The following is an 18639-nucleotide window of genomic DNA, read 5'->3' as shown; positions in this document are numbered from 1 at the left end:
GCTCGCTCCTACAGGCGGGGGAGGGCAGATTCAGCCGGCCTTCTCCGAGGCAATCCAGTGGTCGATCTTGCCCTCGAGAATCTCAAGCGGCACTGAACCGTCCTTGAGCACTTCGGCGTGGAACCTGCGCACGTCGAACTTCGACCCGAGGGCCTTCTCGGCGCGGTCGCGCAGCTCCTGGATCTTCAGCTCGCCCATCTTGTAGGCAAGCGCCTGCGCCGGGATGGCCATGTAGCGTTCGGCTTCGGCGGTGGACTGGGTCTCGCTCTCGGCGGAGTTGTCCAACATGTACGCGATCACCTGCTCGCGGGTCCAGCCCTTGCTGTGCAAACCGGTGTCGACGACCAGGCGGATTGCGCGCCACAGCTCGTTCTGCAGATAGCCAAAGTACGAATACGGATCGCTGTACACACCCAGGTCCTGGCCGAGCGATTCGGCGTACAGGCCCCAGCCTTCGCTGAAGGCGGTCTCGCTGCCGAAGCGGCGGAACCTGGGCAGGTTGGTCAGCTCCTGCTGGAGTGCGAGCTGGAAGTGGTGGCCCGGGATCGCTTCGTGCAGATACAGATCCTCCGCGTCCCAGGTTTTGCGGGTCGGAAGATCGTAGGTGTTGACGTAGAAGATGCCCGGACGGCTACCGTCCTGGCTCGGGCGCTGGTACGAGCCGCCGGCCGCCGACTGCGCGCGGAACGCCTCGACCGGACGGATCTCGAACGGCGCCTTCGGCGTCAGCGAGAACTGCTCCGGGATCTTCTCGTTGATCTTCGCTTCCAGGCCGCGGTAGTACGCGAGCAGTGCCGGCTCGTCCTTGAAGCTGAAGCGCGGATCGGTTTGCATGAACATGAAGAACTCCTTCATCGAGCCCTTGAAGCCGACCTGCTGCATGACCTTGCCGATCAGACCATGGATACGCGCGACTTCGTCCAGGCCGATCTGGTGGATCTGCGCGGGCGTGAGGTTGGTCGTGGTCGAGTTGCGTGCGTTGAACGCATACCAGGCCGCGCCGTTGGGCAGCGAATCCAGGCCGGACGTGGCGCGCGTGGCCGGCAGGTACTCATCGTTGATGAAGGCGCGCAGCTGGCGGTAGGCCGGCATCAGCTGGCCTTCGATCATCGATGTGTACTCGGCGGTCAGGCGCTGCTTGTCGGGATCGGAGAAGCCGGCCGGGAAGGTCTTGACCGGGTTCCAGAACAGCGTGTCCTCGGCCTTGTCCTTGATCAGCGCATCGAGCTGCGGGATCACCTTCACCATCAGCGCGCGTGGCTGCACGACCCCGTTCTTCATGCCCTCGCGACTGTTGGCGATGGCCTGCTCGAACAACACCGGCACCTGCGCGGCGCGCTTGCGCCAGTTGTCGTAGTCGGCCGGCGTCTTGAAAGGTTGTGCACCGGTGCCGGAACCGAGCTGGGCGACGGTGGCGGCGAAGTTGTAGAACTGGTTGACCGGCTGCTGCCAGGTCGGGAACTGCTCGGCTTCCAGCGCCTTTTCGCGGTCGCGCACGAAGATCTGGTAGCTCAGCAGGTCCTGGCCGGCGAGACCATCGCTGCCGACCGTCTTTACCGACTGCAGCCAGCGCGTGTTGAAGTCGTGCATCTGCTGGCGGTATTGCGCTGACAGGGTGTTGGGCAACTGGTCGTTGTAGCGGTTGTCGCCCTGGAACGTTGCCTGCAGCGGATTGAGCTTGAGCAGCTCTTCCCAGTACTGCTCGTAGAGCGCGTTGAGACGGGCGGACTTCGCTGTCTGCGATGCGGTTGCCGGAGTGTCGGCGGCGAGGACCGGCGCGGTTGCGACGGAGGCGAGGGTCAGGGCAAGTGCAAGGGCAAGCGGACGCAGCAACGGCATGTAGGGTCCCCCGGGCAAGGCCGAAGGGCCAAGCATGGCCGAGGCGGGCGGGGGGCGCTCAGGTCGGAAGTCACGGAATCGCACTCCGAGCCGCTCCGGGGTGGGGTAGGAGCGAGCTTGCTCGCGATAGTCGTGTCCGCGATCCGGAAAGCCCGGTCGCGAGCAAGCTCGCTCCTACCCCAGCGCCGCTTCCTCACGCAGCTGCCGCGCCCTCGCCTCGCCCAGATAACGGGTGATCCCCGCACGTACCAGGTAGATCAACGGAATAAGCGCGATCGCGGCCAGCATCTTGTAGGCGTAGTTGACCGTGCTGACCGCCAGGAACAGCGAGGTCGGCCACTTCTGCGGCCCCAGCACGAAGGCGATGTAGAGCACGACGAAGCTGTCCACCAATTGCGACACCGCGGTCGAGCCGGTCGCCCGCAACCACACGTACTTCTCGCCGGTGATGTTGCGGATGCGGTGGAACACGGCGACGTCGATCAGCTGGCCGAGCATGAAGGCGACCAGCGAGCCGCCGATGGTCCACAGCCCCTGGCCGAACACGGCGGCGAACGCCGCCTGGTAATCGCTCACGCCCTGCGGCTGTGCCGCCTTGACCCACCAGTCCGCGGGTGCGATCGAGATCGCGGCGAATGCGAACACGAAGCCGTACACGATCAGTGCCGCTGCCAGCCACGAGATCATGCGAACGCCGCGACGGCCGAAGAACTCGTTGATGACGTCGGTCATCAGAAACACCACCGGCCACAGCAGCGTGCCGGCGGTGAAACTCAGCGAACCGGTCTGGCCGAACAGGTTCCATTCCAGCGGGGCGATGCCGAGCGTGTCCTCGAGCGCGAAGATCTTCACGCCGATGAACTCTGCCAGCACCGCGTTTACGCAGAAGAACGCGCTCAGCACGATGAACAACCACACCGCGCGGTCGTGCAGCGTGCGTCCCTGCAGGCTCATGCGCGGCAACTCATGTGCGAGACGCGGCCGGTGGCGAGAACGGGATGGTGTCGGGCGACACTGCGCCGCCGGAGATGATGAAGCTCATCGCCTGGTCGACGCTCCAGTCGGTCGGCGTGATTTTCTCCACCGGCACGATCTCCAGATAACCGGAGGTCGGGTTCGGCGTGGTCGGCACGTACACCGCGGCCAGTTCGCGTCCGGTGCCCTGCTCGCGCAGGACACGCGTGACGAAACCGATCGACTTCATCTCGGTGTGCGGGAAGTCGATCAGCACCACGCGCTGGGTGCCGTCGGGCTTGGTCTGCAGGATGTCGAGCAGCTTGCGCGCGCTGCCGTAGATGGTGCTGGCCAGCGGAATGCGATCGATCAGTGCCTCGAACCAGCGCAGCATGCGCTGGCCGAACACGCGCCTTGCCATCACGCCCGAGAACAGGATCACCGCGACCGTGGCCAGCATCGCCAGCACCGTCCGCACCCACGGCTCGACCAGCCATGACAGCGTCTTCGGGGACGTGGCGGCAAGGTTCTGCAGCACCGGCGTGATCAGCGGCTGGCTGATGTCCGACAACAGCACGAACACGAACTTGACGACGACCCAGGTCAGCCAGATCGGCAGCAGGGTGAGCAGGCCGGTGAGGAAGAGCCTCTGCAGGCTGGGGCGGTTCGGGGCGGGGCGGCCGCCGGGGATGGTTTCGGACATGGCGCGGATTGTAGGGCACCACTCGATGACCCGTGCTGGCGGCTTGCGCCGGCCGGCCTTGCTGCCTCAGCGTTCGCGCACCAGTCGGAAGCCGACGTCGTCATAGCCGCGCTCGGCCAGCAGCGTGCGCTCTTCCTGGCGGCTGCGCCAGGATTCGCCGGCCACCTGGCGCTGCTGGCAGTTGCTGCCGCAGTCGCGCAGCCACATCGACAGCTCACGGTTGCCGGTGTCGCTGCGCAGGTGGGCAGCCTCCTCGGCACTGGGCAGGCGGTAGCGCCGACCGGTCTGGGCGCTGTACCACTGGGCGTAGGCCTGGGCGTCCTCGAGCGAGATGCACACGACCGGGTCGTTCTCTTCCTGCTGGAAGCCGGGCTTCTGCCAGTCGCGCGGATCGATCACGCGCAGCAGTGACGCGCGCTCGCGGCACAGCGTCGGCGTGCGGCCGTTGGAGGCGGCGAAGCGGGCGTACTCGCGGCGCGACACCGGTCGCGGCGTCATCGTCACGCTGACCTTGGCGCTGGCCTGCGAGGTCACGTCGATGGTGGCGCCGCGGGCGAGGCCGGTCGGTATTGCCTTGGCCTGAGCGAGCAGGCGTGGGTCGAGCTTGCGCGGCAGGTCGAGCTGCCCGGCCAGCGCGGTAGTGCGCTGCACTTCGGCCTTGTCGCGTCGGCGGACCGCCTGGTCCAGGCGGGTGTCGAGCGCCTTGCTGGCCTGCGTGCGCAGGTCTGACTGGGCGGGGGAGCTGGCGGTGCCGGTCTGCTGGCCGAGGTTGTTGGCATGCGTCAGCAGGTCGCGCGCGCGCTGGTCCTTGCCTTCGCGAACGCTGCGCACGATCTGGGACGACAGTGCGAACGTGAGGTCGTCGATGGCCTTGGCCACGTCGGGGTGGGTGCTGTCGGTGTGCCAGGCCAGCAGCACGCTGTCGAAGGCGTTGGCGTCATCGGGTTCGGTCAGGCGGCCGCGCGCGATCTGCTGCCGCGCGTCGTCGAGCGCGCGCTGCAGTGGTGCTTCCGGCAGCGGTTGCAGCATCGCGTCGGTCGGGTCGTCGGTGGTCGTGGCCGTGGGCGCGGTGTTGACGATCTCAGTCGGCGCAGAGGCGCTGCTGTCGTCGTCGCGGCCAATGCTGAAGCCCAGCACGACCAGCGCGACCGCGGCGACGGCCAGCGCTGCCCACATCGGCGTTGCCCAGCGTCGCGACGGACGCAGGCGTTCAAGCGCCTCCAGCGCTGCGGTCCAGGGCTTGCGCTGCTGCACGGTGCGGATGGCGTTGGCCATCTGCGCGGCATCCTGGAAGCGATGCGCGGCCTGCTTGGTCAGCGCGCGATTCATGAAGCGCTGCCAGTGATGCAGGTGCTGCGGCAATTTCGGGATCGGGTCCTGCGCGTGCATCACCGCCATCGACAGCGCATCGGCGGCTTCGAACGGCAGGCGGCCGGTGAGCATTTCCCACAACAGGACGCCGAGGCTGTAGAGATCGGCGCGACCGTCGACGTCTTCGCCACGCGCCTGTTCCGGCGCCATGTAGGCGGTGCTGCCCACGGCCAGGCCGGCGGCGGTGACGCGCGGGCCGAAGCCGCGGCGCAGGGCGATGCCGAAGTCGGCGAGCAGCACGCGCTCGCTGTCGTCGAACAGCACGTTCTCGGCCTTGACGTCGCGATGGACGACGCCGCGTGCATGCGCGTAGTCCAGCGCCGACAACAGCGTCAGCGCGACTTCGACCGCGCGCGGTTCGTCCTTGCTCAGGTCGCGCTGGCCGAGATGGCCGCGCGGCAGGAACGGCATCGCGTAGTAGGGCAGGCCGTCGCGGGTGCGGCCGACCTCGTGGATGGTGACGATGTTGGGGTGTTCGAGGCGCGCGATCGTGCGCACTTCGTTTTCGAAGCGGCGCCGGCTGACTTCATCGGCCAGTGCCAGCGGCAGCATCACCTTGATCGCGACTTCGCGCGACAACGCGATCTGGTTGCCCAGGTACACGGTCGACATGCCACCGTGGTTGATCACCTTGTGCAGGTGAAAGCCGGTGATCTCCGGTAACGGCGATGCGTTGTCGATGTTGGATGCTGGTCCGGACATCGCGTCCCCCTGTCGCGAAACGGGAGCATACGCCGTAGCTTCGCAAAGCTCACGACACCATCCTCACATCTGGGATGTGAAGACAAATGTGATGACGCACAGCGTCAGTTTATGTCGAAGGCAGGCAAAATTCGCTTGTTTTAAGCCACTTCCGCCGTGTCCCGATGCTTTGGTTTCTGCCGCACGTAGAGCTGTTTGCGCAAACGCGCGACGACATCGCCGTCGCTGTCGATGATGTCGGTGTTGAACCAGCGCAGCGTCTTGGCACCGGTGGCAGTGGCCTGGCGCAGCTCGACGAGCGTGCGCTCGTCGAGACGGAAGTCGGCATGGACCGTGCCGCGTCCGGGCTTGACGAATTCGATCTCCGCGGCCTTGTCCCAGACCCAGTACTCGCTGCCCAGGGCGTTCATCGTCAGCAGCATCCAGAACGGGTCGGTCATGGCGAACAGGCTGCCGCCGAAGTGGGTGCCGACGTAGTTGCGGTTCCAAGGGCGCATGCGCAGTTCGACGTGGGCATGGCGGTAATCGGCAGCGATGGCGGTGACGCGGATGCCGCTGAACAGGAACGGCGGCCAGAGGTTCAGGCCGAGGCGCAGGTGGCTGGATTTCATTCGGCAGGGCAGGCGGGTGGGGCGGATAGCCTGCCATACGGATGCGTATTGAGGAAGTCGTCAGAACAGCAGCGAAGACATCCTGCGGCGATAACGCCCGACCAGGTCCTCATCCTCGACCACCCGGAAGGCATCGATCAGGGCCTTGCGCGGCAGGCCTTCGGCATAGGTGCGGTCGCGACGCAGCATCTCCAGGAACTGCTCCAGCCCGGCCTCGGCGTTGCCGTCGACGATGTGCAGGGCGCCAAGGATGTGGCGGGCGCGCAGGTCGTCCGGGTTGCTGGCAATCGACGCCTCCAGCACCGCGGCCGGCGGCGCGTCCTTGAGCAGCGAGGCGAACTGCAGGCGCGAACGTGCGCGCTGGGCGCGGTCGTCGGTGGCCAGGTTGGCAGGCAGACCGTCGAGCAGTTGCTCGGCTTCCTGCGCGGCGCCGGTCTTGAGCAGGGCCAGGGCCAGTTCCAGGCGCAGCTCGGCGTTGTCCTCGTTGGCGGCGACTTCGCCGCGCAGGCGCACCACTTCCTCGTGCGGGTCCAGCACCGGCGCCGGCGCTTCAACGGCGTCCGGCTCGGCAGCGGTGCCCGGTTCGACGCCGTGGTGCTTGAGGAATTCGCGGATCTGGCCCTCCGGCAGGGCGCCGGGGAAGCCGTCGACCAGTTGCCCGTCCTTGACCAGGAAGACGGTCGGGATCGAGCGCACCTGGAAGGCGCCGGCCAGTTGCGGCTCCTTGTCGACGTCGACCTTGGCCAGCTCGAAGGCGCCGTGGTAATCGGCGGCGAGCTTCTCCAGGATCGGTCCCAGGGTCTTGCACGGGCCGCACCACTCCGCCCAGAAGTCGACCAGCACCGGCGTCTGCAGGGATTTCTGCAGCACTTGCGCCTCGAAGTTGTCGGCGGTGGCGTCGAAGACGTAGGCGGGGGCGGTTTCGGTCGTCATCAGCAGTGCTCGGCTCGGTGGTCAGTCGCAGGAAATGGGGGCGGGCGGGATGCTTGGCAAGCATTGCCGGGGCGGTCGGCACGCTAGCATGAAGGGCCGTTGCTCCGAATTGCCGGACCCTCGTGAACCCTAGCGCACGCAGCCGAATTGCCACGTTGACCTCCACGTCGTTCGATCGCCACGCCGGCACCCTGGCGGTGCTGTGTTGTGCCGGCGCGATTTTCGCCTTCGCCGCTGCATTCGAGCCGTTTTCGCACCTGCAGCACCCGATCGCGCTGCTGGGTGCACGCGGTGTTCCGCGGGCCGTTGCCTTCAACCTGCTGTGTTTCGTCGTGCCGGGACTGCTGGCGGCAATAGTGGCGGTGCGCCTGCGCGCGCGCTTGCCCGACGGCGCCGGCCGCAGCGCCGCGATTGGCGTGTGGATGCTGGCGATCTCGGCGCTGGCATTCGCGGCGCAGGGGTTGTGGCCTCTCGACCCTGCCGATCCGGAGAATGCCCGCAGCCAGCGGCATGCGACCGCGTGGCTGCTGTGGTGGCTGTCGTTCGCGCCTGGCGCGGTACTGCTGGGGTTCGGCGTGCGCAAGTCTCCGGGCTGGGCCGGCTGGGCGGGGCTCTACATCGCCGCAGGGGCGCTGGCGATCGCTCTCAACGCGTTGCCGACCGCATGGGTGCCGGGGCCGATCGCGCAGCGCGTGCTGCTGGCGCTGTGGTTGGCGTGCGTCTGGGGTGCATCGCGGCGACGCTGACGTTTCCTCGCTGACCGTCATCCCCGCGAAGGCGGGGACCCAGGGACGTTGTCTCTGACTGGCGACGAGCAACGGCAAATGGATCCCGGCGTTCGCCGGGATGACGTGACAAGTGGGAACGGGTACGGGCCTGGGTCCCGGCGTTCGCCGGGACGACGGGCCTTACAGCGCTGCCGACGCCTCGGCAGGTTGCGACCCGGGCTGGCGATAGACCTTGCCGTCCTTCATCACGAAGTCGACCTTCATCACCGCATTGATGTCCTCGACCGGATTGCCGGGCACCGCGACGATGTCGGCGCGCTTGCCGATTTCAATCACGCCCTGGTCGTCGACGCCGAGCACTTCGGCGGCGCGGATCGTCGCTGCCTGCAGCGCCACCGCCGCCGGGATGCCGGCTTCCGTCATGTAGATGAACTCGCGCGCGTTGTCGCCGTGCGGGCCCACGCCCATGTCGGTGCCGAAGGCGATCTTGACGCCGTTCTTGTAGGCCTTGCCGGCGGTGTCCTGGATCAGCGCGCCGATGCGGATCGCCTTGGGCCGCACCACCTCCGGGAAGTAGCCGTCGATCTTGGCCTTGTCGGCGACGAAGCGGCCGGCGTAGATCGTCGGCACGTACCAGGTGCCGTGCTGCTTCATCAGCGACATCACCTCCGGGCTCATGTAGGTGCCGTGCTCGATCGAGGTCACGCCGCCAAGCACTGCGCGCTTGATGCCCTCTTCGCCGTGGGCATGGGCGGCGACGCGGTAACCGTAGTCCTTGGCGGTGTCGACGATCGCCTTGACCTCTTCGACGGTGAACTGCGGCGCGTCGCCGGACTTGGCGTACGACAGCACGCCGCCGGTGGCGGTGATCTTGATCACGTCGCTGCCTTCCTTGTAGCGCTGGCGTACGGCCTGGCGGGCATCGTCGATCGAGTTGATCACGCCATCGGTCGGGCCGGGCGGGCCGATCAGGTGCGACAGCGCATCGTTGTAGCCGTTGGTGGGGTCGGCGTGGCCGCCGGTGGTGGCGATCGACTTGCCGGCCGCCCAGATCCGCGGCCCGTCGACCAGGCCCTGGTTGATCGCGTTGCGCAGGTGCGGGCTGACCTCGCCGCCGAGGTCGCGCACGCTGGTGAAGCCGGCCATCAGCGTCTTGTTGGCATAGCCGACCGAGCGGAAGGCGAAGTCGACCGGGTCGAGGCGGAAGCCTTCCGAATAACTCTGCGGGCTCGACTGGCTTTCCAGGTGCACGTGCAGGTCGGTCCAGCCGGGCGTGCAGGTGTGGCCCGACAGGTCGATGCGCTCCAGCCCGGCGCTGTCGGCCGCGCCGGACGCCACTTCGGCGACCTTGCCGGCGCGCACGATGATCGTGTGCGGCCCCAGCACCTTGCCGGCGCGGGCGTCGAACAACTGCCCGCATTGCAGCGCATAGCTGTCGGCGGCGGCGAAGGCCGGCACGGCCGCCAGGGCGGTGCTCAAGGACAGGACGAGCGTGGACAGGCGCATTCGGTATCTCCCCAGACGAAGCGCCTACTCTAGCCGCGCGGGCAGGCCTGGCTCCTGGGCCATTGGTCGCAGGCGGCCGTGCCGGCGGTCACGATGCGGCGGCCGCGCATGCCGGTCGCGGTGCGCTGGCCCGCATCCCGGGTGCCCAGGCCACCGGCCGCGGAATAGCGGCCTTTTGTGCACTGCGGTAGGCTTGGCGGTCTTCCCCTAGCTTTCCCTTGCCCCCGTGTCCACAGACGTCGAAGCCGCTCAAACCGTCGCAGATCCGAACGCCACCGACATCCGGGCCTTCGATCCGCTTGCCATCGAGGCCGCCGCCCAGGGGTATTGGGACGACAGCCGCGCCTTCGAGGTCGACGAGCGTTCGGACAAGCCCAAGTACTACTGCCTGTCGATGCTGCCGTACCCGTCGGGCGCGCTGCACATGGGCCATGTGCGCAACTACACCATCGGCGACGTCATCAGCCGCTACAAGCGCATGACCGGCCACAACGTGCTGCAGCCGATGGGCTGGGACGCGTTCGGCCTGCCGGCCGAGAACGCCGCGATCAAGAACAAGACCGCGCCGGCCAAGTGGACCTACGCCAACATCGCCCACATGAAGGCGCAGCTCAAGCAGATGGGCTACGCGATCGACTGGTCGCGCGAGTTCGCCACCTGCCAGCCGTCGTACTACGTGCACGAGCAGCGCATGTTCGTGCGCCTGATGAAGAAGGGCCTGGCCTACCGCAAGAACTCGGTGGTCAACTGGGATCCGGTCGACCAGACCGTGCTGGCCAACGAGCAGGTCGTCGACGGCCGCGGCTGGCGCACAGGCGCGCTGGTGGAAAAGCGCGAAATACCCCAATGGTTCCTCAAGATCACCGATTACGCGCAGGAGCTGCTCGACGGCCTGGACGCGTTGCCGGGCTGGCCGGATGCGGTCAAGACCATGCAGCGCAACTGGATCGGCCGCAGCGAAGGCCTGGAGATCCGCTTTGACGTGCGCGATGAAAATGGCAATGCCGTCGCACCGCTGAGCGTGTTCACCACGCGCCCGGACACGCTGATGGGCGTCACCTTCGTTTCCATCGCCGGCGAGCATCCGCTGGCCCTGGCGGCGGCGCAGAAGGATGCCGAGCTGGCCGACTTCCTGGCCGATCTGAAGAAGGGCGGCGTCACCGAAGCCGAGCTCGAGACCCAGGAAAAGCGCGGCCGCGACACCGGCCTGCGCGCCATCCATCCGGTCACCGGCGAGGAACTGCCGGTGTTCGTCGCCAACTTCGTGCTGATGAACTACGGCACCGGCGCGGTCATGGCCGTGCCCGCGCACGACCAGCGCGACTGGGAGTTCGCCCAGCGCTACGTGTTGCCGATCCGCATGGTGATCGTGCCGGCCGAGGTGCGTGATGCTCTGGCCGAGATCGGCCAGCACCTGGCCCGCCACGACGACCCGATGCGCAGCGCGCTCGGCGGCGCCGGCGCCGTCGATGTCTACGAGACCACGGCCGCAGTGCAGGTAGTGGAGGAATTCCAGCGTCGTATCGCCGAGGAGTCGGCTTATACCGAGCGCGGCTGGCTGGTGAATTCCGGCGAATTCGACGGCATGGAATTCCAGCAGGCGCTCGATGCGCTGGCGGCCCGTTTCGAGGCCGACGGCAGCGGTCAGCGTCGCGTCAACTTCCGCCTGCGCGACTGGGGCGTGAGCCGCCAGCGCTACTGGGGTTGCCCGATCCCGGTGATCCTGTGCGGCAAGTGCGGCGACGTGCCGGTGCCTGAAGACCAGTTGCCGGTGGTGTTGCCGGAGGATGTCGCCTTCAGTGGCGTTGCTTCGCCGATCAAGTCCGATCCGACCTGGCGCCAGACCACCTGCCCGCAGTGCGGCGGCGCGGCCGAGCGCGAGACCGACACCTTCGACACCTTCATGGAGTCGAGCTGGTACTACGCGCGCTACACCTCGCCGGGCGCGCAGCAGCAGGTCGACGAGCGCGCCAGGTACTGGACGCCGGTCGACCAGTACATCGGCGGCATCGAACACGCGATCCTGCACCTGCTGTACTTCCGCTTCTATCACAAGCTCATGCGCGACCAGGACCTGGTCGGCAGCGACGAGCCGGCGATCAACCTGCTCACCCAGGGCATGGTGATCGCAGAGACGTTCTATCGCGACAACGCCGACGGCTCCAAGGACTGGATCAACCCGGCCGACGTCGAGGTGATCCGCGACGAGCGCGGCCGCATCACCGGTGCGACGCTGAAGGCCGACGGCAAGCCGGTGGTGATCGGCGGCACCGAGAAGATGTCGAAGTCGAAGAACAACGGCGTCGACCCGCAGCTGATGGTCGGCAAGTACGGCGCCGACACGGTGCGCCTGTTCTCGATGTTCGCCGCGCCGCCGGAACAGTCGCTGGAGTGGAACGAGGCCGGCGTGGAAGGCATGTCGCGCTTCCTGCGCCGCTTCTGGCGCGAGGTGCTCGAGCACGTCGCCCAGCCGGACCATCCGGAAGTGGACGCGGCGCAGCTCGACGCTGCGCAGAAGACGCTGCGCCGCCAGCTGCACGAGACCATCCAGAAGGTCGGCGACGACTACGGCCGCCGCCACAGCTTCAACACCGCGATCGCGGCGCTGATGGAACTGCTCAACCATGTCTCCAGGTTCGACGACATGAGCGACCAGGGCCGTGCCGTGCGCCACGAAGCCCTGCAGGTGATGGTGCTGCTGCTAAACCCGGTCACGCCGCACGTGTGCCATGCGCTGTGGCAGGCACTGGGCCACGCCGAGACGCTGCTGGAGGACGTGCCGTTCCCGGTCGCCGATCCGGCCGCGCTGGTGCGCGACGCGGTGACGCTGGCGGTGCAGGTCAACGGCAAGCTGCGCGGCACCATCGACGTGCCGGTGAACATCGGCAAGGAAGAGGCCGAGCGCCTGGCCCTGGCCGAGCCGAACGTGGCCAAGTACATGGAAGGCCTGACGGTGCGCAAGGTGATCGTGGTGCCGGGCAAGATAGTGAATATCGTCGCTGGCTGACGACCCCGAGCCGTCGTCCCGGCGAACGCCGGGACCCAGGCCCGCAACCTGTCAGCACGCGGCCGCTGCGATGCCCGGTCTTCGTCCTGGATCCCGGCGTCCGCCGGGATGACGGCCGGGGTTTCGCTGAATGAAGTTGGCATCGGTGGCAGCCGGCAGACGCGCGCTATTGATGGCAACAGAGCCCTCGTCCAGACTGCACCCATGATCCGTCACTCGATCCGCCGCATGATCCCCGCCAGCGCAGCGCTGGCCCTCACCCTGGCCGTGTCGGCCTGCGGCTTCCATCTGCGCAACGCCCTCGTGCTGCCGCCCGACATGGGACCGGTGCGCGTGGTGTCCGCCGACCGCTACAGCCCGCTGGCCGAATCGCTGGCGCAGGCATTGACCCGCGCCGGTGCCACGCCTGCCACCGAGGACACCGACGAAGCCACCGTGCTCGACCTGCTCGGCGAACAGTGGGGCGACCGGCCGATCGCACTCGACGAACTGGGCCGCGCGCAGGAGTACTCGTTGCGTTACGCGGTGACCTTCGAAGTGCGCAAGCCCGATGGCACCACGCCGGTTCCGCGCCAGACCATCGAGCTGGCGCGCGACTACGTCTCCAATCCGGTGCAGTCGATCGGTACCGAAGGCGAGCGCGAGATCCTGCAGGGCGAAATGCGCCGCGAGATGGTGGCGTCGGTACTGCGGCGCCTGGATGCCGTCGCCCGCCACACAAGCGCCGTGCCGGCAGCAACGCCGGCGCAGGTCGAGGCAACGCCGGCGGCGCCCGCCGCACCTGCCACGCCGGCAGAGGGCGGCGGCGACACGCCGCGCTGAGCCTGCGCCGCTGAAATGGAACTCAAGCCGGAACAGCTGGTCGCCCAGCTTGGCCTGGAGCAGGCCACGCCGCCGCCGTTGCGTCCGGCCTACCTGATTGCCGGCCCCGAGCCGCTGCGCGTGCTCGAGGCCGCCGACGCGGTGCGTGCCGCGGCACGCCGACAGGGGATCGCAGAACGCGAGGTGTTCGAAGCCGAAGGCAACCAGCGCGAGCCGGACTGGAATGGTTTGTCTGCCAGCTTCCGCGCACCGAGCCTGTTCGCCAGCCGGCGCCTGGTCGAAGTGCGCCTGCCCAGCGGCAAGCCGGGCAAGGAAGGCGCCGAAGTCATCAGCGACTTTTGCGCCGACCCGCCGATGGACGTGGTCCTGATGGTCACCGCCGGCGAGTGGAGCAAGCAGCACGGCGGCAAGTGGAGCGAAGCGATCGGTCGCATCGGCCTGGTCGCCGTTGCCTGGGCGGTGAAGCCGCACGAACTGCCGGACTGGATCGAGCGTCGCCTTCGCCAGCACGGCCTGCGTGCCGATCGCGACGCCGTGCAGAATCTCGCCGATCGCGTCGAGGGCAATCTGCTCGCCGCTGCGCAGGAGATCGACAAGCTCGCCCTGTTGTCCGATGGCAGCACGCTCGACAGTGCGAAGATCACCGCCCTGGTTGCCGACGCCGCGCGCTACGACGTGTTCCGCCTGGTCGACGCGGCGATGAATGGCAACGGCGCGCAGGTCGCGCACATGCTTGCCGGATTGCGTGCCGAGGGCGAGGCCGTGCCGGCGCTGCTGGGCATGGTGGTGATGGAACTGCAACGCGCCGCTGCGCTGGCCCGCGTGCAGGCGAAAGGCGGCAATCTCGCCGGCGAATTCAAGGCGCAGCGCATCTGGGATTCGAAGCAGCCGATGTACCGTCGCGCGCTGCAGCGGCATGCCGCGCCGCGCTGGGATGCGTTCGTGGCCGAGGCCGGTCGCGTCGATCGCATCGCCAAGGGCCGCTGGCGCATCGGCGAGGAGCCGAGCGACGCCTGGCTGGCGCTGGAACGACTGCTGCTGGCCGTGGCGGAACCCCGCGCGGCAAAGCTGCTCACCGTCCCGCGCGGCTGAGTCCCCGGCCATGACGCTGCGTATCTACTACGGCGGCACCTTCGATCCGGTCCATTGCGGTCATCTGGCGGTGGCTCGCGCCGTCCGCGACGCGCTGGCGGCGCAGGTCCACCTGATCCCCGCGGCCGACCCGCCGCACAAGGATGCGACCCACGCCGATGCCTCGGCGCGCGCGCGCATGCTCGACCTGGCGCTGGCCGGGGAGGCCGGCCTCAAGGTCGATCGCAGGGAGTTGCACCGAGAAGGGCCGTCCTACACCGTCGACACCCTGCGCGAGCTGCGCCAGGAGCTGGGCCCGGAGGCGCCGATCGTGTGGATGCTGGGCGGCGATTCGCTGTTGCAGCTGCACACCTGGCACCGCTGGCAGGAATTGTTCGAGTTCGCTCACATCCTGGCCGTGGCACGGCCGGGGTCGCACCTGGACGCGGCCACGATCGGCGGGCAGTCGCCGCAGGTCCACGCGCAGGTCGCGCCGCGCTGGCGGGATGCGCTGGAACTCTCGCAAGCCCCTGCAGGCGGCTTCGCGGCGTTCGAGCTGGCCCTGCAGCGTCCTGAATCGTCGACCGAGCTGCGTCGCCGGATCGCCGCTGGCGAGCCCTGGCAGGACTGGGTGCCGGCGGCGGTGGCCGAGTACATCCGCCGTCACGGTCTGTACGCCGTCCGGGACGTAACACCGGCTCCGTTATAATCTTCGTAACCCCCGCGCCGAGAGCCATCGCCCCTTGAGTACCGAAGCACAAGTCATCAAGACCCGCTTGCCCGACCCGCCGCCGCCGGTAGATCTCCTGCTCAAGACGGTCCACGCCGCGGTCGAGGAACTGAAGGCCAAGGATGTCGTCGAGATCGATGTGCGCGGCAAAAGCAGCGTCACCGACTACATGGTGATCGCCTCGGGGACCTCGACGCGCCACGTCAAGTCCATCGCCAACGAAGTCGTCAAGTTCGCCAAGAAGCTCGACGTCCAGCCGCTGGGCGTGGAAGGCGAGCGCGAAGCCGAATGGGTGCTGGTCGACCTGGGCGATGTCGTCGTCCACGTCATGCTGCCGCGCGTTCGCGAGTTCTACGCGCTCGAGCGTCTGTGGACGGTCGGCGACCAGCCGCCGGGCATGGAAGAGGACGAGGAATACGAGGTTGGCTACGGCCGGCGTCGCTGACTTCTTCTGAGCTTCGAAAACGGCGCCCTTGTTGGCGCCGTTTTTGTTTTGCGGCGATCGTCGTCGGACAACGTTTCGGCGCTTCGTTTCCCGGTCTTCGGCGGCCCTCACCCCAACCCCTCTCCCATAAATGGGAGAGGGGCTCCCAACGTCATCTGGAAGACCGTCATCCCCGCGGAGGCGGGGACCCAGTGACTTGGCTCTTGTGGTGGGTTACAAGTGCCCGCGCTCCCACGGCCCCGTGATCGCCACCGTGATCCCCGGCGTCTGGATGTTGACGAACAGCGTCTGGCTGAAAGGATCCCAACACGCACCGCAGAACTCGCTCTCGCGGTAATCGCCTTCGGGGATGACCTTGCCGGCGTTGCTGATCTGGGTCGAAGTCAGTTCGATGTTGTTCTTGCAGAAGTAGAACGACTCGCCTTGCCGGGTCAGCCCGATCAGCCGCGCGCCGGGGCCGTACTGGTCCGGGCTTTCGCCGCCGTCCTCGCACAGCAGCACGCCGCCGCGGCCGCTCACGGTGATGTTGTCGGGATTGTGTGCAGCCAGCTGGTTGCCGCTGACGAACAGCGCGCGCAGGCGCTGGGTGAGCAGGTCGAGCACCCACACCGCACCGTTGCCGAATCCCTTGCGACCTTGTGCATCGACGCCGGTGCTGGTGTCGACGATGAACATCTTGCCGTAGCTGTGCCAGATGCCTTCGCCGCGGCTCATGCGCAGTGCGCCCGCGCTCCACGCCTGCGCGAACGGGCCGCTCAGGGTCTCGCCCGCGGAAATGTCGGGGAAGCCGGTCGGCGCGACGATGCTGTCCAGGTCCGGATCGGGGATGTCGACCCATTCCAGCGCGTATTCGTCGCCGATTGCGGCGACGGTGAGGTCGGCATTGGGCTGGCGGCGCACGCGCGCGGCCTGCAGGCGACCGCCGTGCTCGAGCGAGCCGTAGCGGCCGGCGCGGTCGTTGGGGATGAAGCGGTACAGGCCGGCCTTGTTGCGGTCGTCCTCGGTCAGGTAGACCACGCCGGTGCGCGGATCGATGGCCACGGCTTCGTGGCTGAAACGGCCCAGCCCGACCAGCGGCCGGCCGTTGGTGCGTTCGGCTTCGGCGTGCACCTCGAATACGTAGCCGTGTTTCTTGCCGGTGCTCGACACTGCATCGGTCTTGATCTCTTCGCAGGTCAGCCAGCTGCCCCACGGGGTCGGGCCACCGGCGCAGTTGACCAGGGTGCCGCCGAGGCTGGCCTCGATGCTGCGCCATTCGCCATTGCGCCAGGTCATCGTGGTCGTGCCACCGCCGGCGACCTGGCCGCCGCCGATGTCGCCGCTGTCGTACACGCCCGGTGCCTTGATCGGGCTGGCGCCGCCGCGTTCGTGGTTGCGGATCAGCACCAGTTCGTGACCGCGGCCGCGACCATGGTCGTGGTCGTGCTTGTCGTGCTTGTGGTCGCGCGGTCGCGAGCCGGGCCGGCGCAGGCCGACCACGGCCATGCCGTCGTGGCGGTCGGGGCAGGGCTGGCCGTCGCTCATCACGTCGCCGCTCCAGCCGAAGGAGCGGTAGCTGAAGCCGCGCGGCAACTGCAGCAGCGGCAGTCCGGTGGCGCGGTCGGCGACCGGGGCGAGCGGGCCGTAACGGCCTGGAATCGGGGCGAGTCGGGTAGGGTCGCCGGCGGCCAGCGCCTGGCGCGAGTACAACGCACCAAGGCTGCTCATGGCGCCAACCGCCATGGCGGCGGCACCGCCTTTGAGGACCTGGCGGCGGGAGAGATCCAACGCATTCATCTGCGGCTCCTGCGGGGCTGGAGGAGCCTGCAACCTAGGTGCCCGGCGTGGCCGGACGATGACATCGCCGAGTCAGTGCGCCGGACCGTGACGCTCTACCGGTAACATTCACACAGATGAAAGCGAAATTGATCGCCGTCGGCGAGCACGCCCCGCGCTGGGTGGCCGAAGGCTTCGGCGAATACCGCAAGCGCCTCTCGCACTGGCTGCCGCTGGAGCTGGTCGAGATCGAGCCAGGCCTGCGAGGCAAGGGCCGCGACGCCGCGCGTGCAACCCAGGACGAAGGCGCGCGCGTGCTGGCCGCGCTGCCGAAGAATGCCTGCGTGGTCACCCTCGACGGGCGCGGCCGCACCTGGTCGTCGGAACAACTGGCGCAGCGGCTGGAGCATTGGCGCCGGCAGGGCCGCGACCTGGCCTTCCTGATCGGTGGGCCGGAGGGCCATGCGCCTGAAGTCATCGCACGCGGCGACGAGTCGTGGTCGCTGGGACCGCTGACGCTGCCGCACATGCTGGTGCGGCTGGTTGCGGCCGAGCAGTTGTACCGGGCTGCAGCGTTACTGGCGAACCACCCTTACCACCGCGCCTGATCGACGGCCCGGGCTACGTGAACCGCAGCCCGGGCAGATCGCTCACCGCGCCAGCTTGAACTCGATCGGCACCCGTCCCAGCGCCTGCACCGCCTGGCCGTTGCGGAAGGCCGGCTGGAACGTCCACTGCGCCAGCACCGCGCGCCTGGCCGCCTGGTCGAGCACGCGATGACCGCTGCTGCGCACCACGCGCACATCCAGCGGGCGGCCATCGATGCCGACCAGGATCTCCAGTTCGACCGTGCCGGTCAGGCCCTGTCGCATTGCATCGCGCGGGTAGGACGGCGCCGGTGCCGACAAGGCCTGCAGCACCGAAGCACTGGCGGAGCCGAGCGACTCTCCCGTCGATCCCTCCGGCGTACCCGGTTCCACCGGCGGCAGCGCCTCGTCACCCGGCCGGGCGCCGACCACCGCTTCGGTGACGGTCGTCTCCGCCGGCGCCAGCCGTTGCGATGGCACAGGAACGGTCCTGGGCGGCGTGCGTTCGATCGTGACGTCCTGCGGACGGGGCGGTGGTGGCTCGACCGGCTTGCGCGGGACGATATCGACCACCTGGATGGAGTCGTCCTGCAAAGGCGGCGAGTACTTCACCAGCGGCACCATCAGCAGCATCAACACCACCGCATTGACGGCGATCGCACTGGCACTGGCGGCGATGCGGCCGCCATCGAGGCGGCTGCCATCGAAGCGAGGGACCTGGAACGAACCGGCCTGATGGCGCAGGGCAATTGCATTCGACATGGCGTGCCTCCTGGTGTGGTCTGCACTTGCGGCAAACGCATCCATGTCGGCAACGGGGTTTGAAGCACCCGCAAAAAAGCATCAGGCCCGCACTGGGCGGGCCTGATGGGGCA

General features: G+C 68.0%; 16 protein-coding genes. 7 read left to right on the top strand and 9 right to left on the bottom strand.

The window, feature by feature from the left end; all coding sequences use genetic code 11:
- Window positions 1-30: 30 nt before the first annotated feature.
- The 6 genes from AC3A3X_RS08445 to trxA form a co-directional block, all read right to left on the bottom strand.
- Window positions 31-1839, bottom strand: coding sequence for a DUF885 domain-containing protein (locus AC3A3X_RS08445; protein ID WP_487582580.1), 1809 nt, complete (start codon window positions 1837-1839; stop codon window positions 31-33).
- 174 nt (window positions 1840-2013) lie between these two features.
- The gene (locus AC3A3X_RS08440; RefSeq protein ID WP_487582579.1) at window positions 2014-2793 is read right to left on the bottom strand and encodes a queuosine precursor transporter; all 780 of its coding nucleotides are present in this window, start codon (window positions 2791-2793) and stop codon (window positions 2014-2016) included.
- 10 nt (window positions 2794-2803) lie between these two features.
- On the bottom strand, window positions 2804-3496 hold the full coding sequence (locus AC3A3X_RS08435; protein ID WP_487582578.1) for a DUF502 domain-containing protein: 693 nt from the start codon (window positions 3494-3496) through the stop codon (window positions 2804-2806).
- A 66-nt stretch (window positions 3497-3562) separates the two neighbouring features.
- Window positions 3563-5569 (bottom strand): serine/threonine-protein kinase, encoded by a 2007-nt coding sequence (locus AC3A3X_RS08430; RefSeq protein WP_487582577.1) that lies wholly within the window; start codon window positions 5567-5569, stop codon window positions 3563-3565.
- 140 nt (window positions 5570-5709) lie between these two features.
- Window positions 5710-6180 (bottom strand): DUF4442 domain-containing protein, encoded by a 471-nt coding sequence (locus tag AC3A3X_RS08425; protein ID WP_487582576.1) that lies wholly within the window; start codon window positions 6178-6180, stop codon window positions 5710-5712.
- A 60-nt stretch (window positions 6181-6240) separates the two neighbouring features.
- Complete coding sequence (gene trxA / locus AC3A3X_RS08420; RefSeq protein ID WP_487582575.1) at window positions 6241-7113, bottom strand: thioredoxin; 873 nt, start codon at window positions 7111-7113, stop codon at window positions 6241-6243.
- A 155-nt stretch (window positions 7114-7268) separates the two neighbouring features.
- Between trxA and AC3A3X_RS08415 the strand changes: the two genes are divergently transcribed.
- Window positions 7269-7859 carry a DUF998 domain-containing protein gene (locus tag AC3A3X_RS08415; protein ID WP_487582574.1) on the top strand — a complete coding sequence of 197 codons (591 nt, stop codon included), beginning with the start codon at window positions 7269-7271 and terminating at the stop codon, window positions 7857-7859.
- 162 nt (window positions 7860-8021) lie between these two features.
- On the opposite strand, the gene AC3A3X_RS08410 is transcribed toward AC3A3X_RS08415, so the two are convergent.
- Complete coding sequence (locus AC3A3X_RS08410; protein WP_487582573.1) at window positions 8022-9347, bottom strand: metal-dependent hydrolase family protein; 1326 nt, start codon at window positions 9345-9347, stop codon at window positions 8022-8024.
- Window positions 9348-9627: 280 nt separating this feature from the next.
- Between AC3A3X_RS08410 and leuS the strand changes: the two genes are divergently transcribed.
- From leuS to rsfS, 5 genes are all read left to right on the top strand, one after another.
- Window positions 9628-12354, top strand: a complete 2727-nt coding sequence (gene leuS / locus AC3A3X_RS08405; protein ID WP_487582594.1) for a leucine--tRNA ligase — start codon at window positions 9628-9630, stop codon at window positions 12352-12354.
- A gap of 204 nt (window positions 12355-12558) precedes the next feature.
- Window positions 12559-13176, top strand: a complete 618-nt coding sequence (locus AC3A3X_RS08400; protein ID WP_487582572.1) for an LPS-assembly lipoprotein LptE — start codon at window positions 12559-12561, stop codon at window positions 13174-13176.
- 15 nt (window positions 13177-13191) lie between these two features.
- The gene (holA, locus tag AC3A3X_RS08395; RefSeq protein WP_487582571.1) at window positions 13192-14268 is read left to right on the top strand and encodes a DNA polymerase III subunit delta; all 1077 of its coding nucleotides are present in this window, start codon (window positions 13192-13194) and stop codon (window positions 14266-14268) included.
- A 10-nt stretch (window positions 14269-14278) separates the two neighbouring features.
- Entirely contained in the window at window positions 14279-14956 is a 678-nt protein-coding gene (nadD, locus tag AC3A3X_RS08390) for a nicotinate-nucleotide adenylyltransferase (protein ID WP_487582570.1), read from the top strand.
- 34 nt (window positions 14957-14990) lie between these two features.
- Window positions 14991-15422 carry a ribosome silencing factor gene (gene rsfS / locus AC3A3X_RS08385; protein WP_200606129.1) on the top strand — a complete coding sequence of 144 codons (432 nt, stop codon included), beginning with the start codon at window positions 14991-14993 and terminating at the stop codon, window positions 15420-15422.
- A gap of 213 nt (window positions 15423-15635) precedes the next feature.
- Here the strand turns inward: rsfS and AC3A3X_RS08380 are convergent, their stop codons facing one another.
- Window positions 15636-17198: an alkaline phosphatase PhoX gene (locus tag AC3A3X_RS08380; RefSeq protein ID WP_487582569.1), complete on the bottom strand. Its 1563-nt coding sequence runs from the start codon at window positions 17196-17198 to the stop codon at window positions 15636-15638.
- Window positions 17199-17314: 116 nt separating this feature from the next.
- On the opposite strand from AC3A3X_RS08380, the gene rlmH reads away from it, so the two are divergent.
- The gene (gene rlmH / locus AC3A3X_RS08375; RefSeq protein WP_487582568.1) at window positions 17315-17785 is read left to right on the top strand and encodes a 23S rRNA (pseudouridine(1915)-N(3))-methyltransferase RlmH; all 471 of its coding nucleotides are present in this window, start codon (window positions 17315-17317) and stop codon (window positions 17783-17785) included.
- Between the two features lie 42 nt (window positions 17786-17827).
- On the opposite strand, the gene AC3A3X_RS08370 is transcribed toward rlmH, so the two are convergent.
- On the bottom strand, window positions 17828-18526 hold the full coding sequence (locus AC3A3X_RS08370; RefSeq protein WP_487582567.1) for an energy transducer TonB: 699 nt from the start codon (window positions 18524-18526) through the stop codon (window positions 17828-17830).
- Window positions 18527-18639 lie beyond the last annotated feature (113 nt).

The organism is Lysobacter sp. Soil_N_23 (genome assembly GCF_057656135.1).
The sequence above is the reverse complement of the archived record's forward strand: the minus strand, read 5'-3'. Positions and strand labels throughout refer to the sequence as shown.

Coding starts and splice junctions, on each gene's coding strand:
- AC3A3X_RS08445 (WP_487582580.1), bottom strand. CDS start 1,839: ATGCCGTTGCTGCGTCCGCTTGCCCTTGCACTTGCCCTGACCCTCGCC.
- AC3A3X_RS08440 (WP_487582579.1), bottom strand. CDS start 2,793: ATGAGCCTGCAGGGACGCACGCTGCACGACCGCGCGGTGTGGTTGTTC.
- AC3A3X_RS08435 (WP_487582578.1), bottom strand. CDS start 3,496: ATGTCCGAAACCATCCCCGGCGGCCGCCCCGCCCCGAACCGCCCCAGC.
- AC3A3X_RS08430 (WP_487582577.1), bottom strand. CDS start 5,569: ATGTCCGGACCAGCATCCAACATCGACAACGCATCGCCGTTACCGGAG.
- AC3A3X_RS08425 (WP_487582576.1), bottom strand. CDS start 6,180: ATGAAATCCAGCCACCTGCGCCTCGGCCTGAACCTCTGGCCGCCGTTC.
- trxA (WP_487582575.1), bottom strand. CDS start 7,113: ATGACGACCGAAACCGCCCCCGCCTACGTCTTCGACGCCACCGCCGAC.
- AC3A3X_RS08410 (WP_487582573.1), bottom strand. CDS start 9,347: ATGCGCCTGTCCACGCTCGTCCTGTCCTTGAGCACCGCCCTGGCGGCC.
- AC3A3X_RS08400 (WP_487582572.1), top strand. CDS start 12,559: ATGATCCGTCACTCGATCCGCCGCATGATCCCCGCCAGCGCAGCGCTG.
- holA (WP_487582571.1), top strand. CDS start 13,192: ATGGAACTCAAGCCGGAACAGCTGGTCGCCCAGCTTGGCCTGGAGCAG.
- nadD (WP_487582570.1), top strand. CDS start 14,279: ATGACGCTGCGTATCTACTACGGCGGCACCTTCGATCCGGTCCATTGC.
- AC3A3X_RS08380 (WP_487582569.1), bottom strand. CDS start 17,198: ATGAATGCGTTGGATCTCTCCCGCCGCCAGGTCCTCAAAGGCGGTGCC.
- rlmH (WP_487582568.1), top strand. CDS start 17,315: ATGAAAGCGAAATTGATCGCCGTCGGCGAGCACGCCCCGCGCTGGGTG.
- AC3A3X_RS08370 (WP_487582567.1), bottom strand. CDS start 18,526: ATGTCGAATGCAATTGCCCTGCGCCATCAGGCCGGTTCGTTCCAGGTC.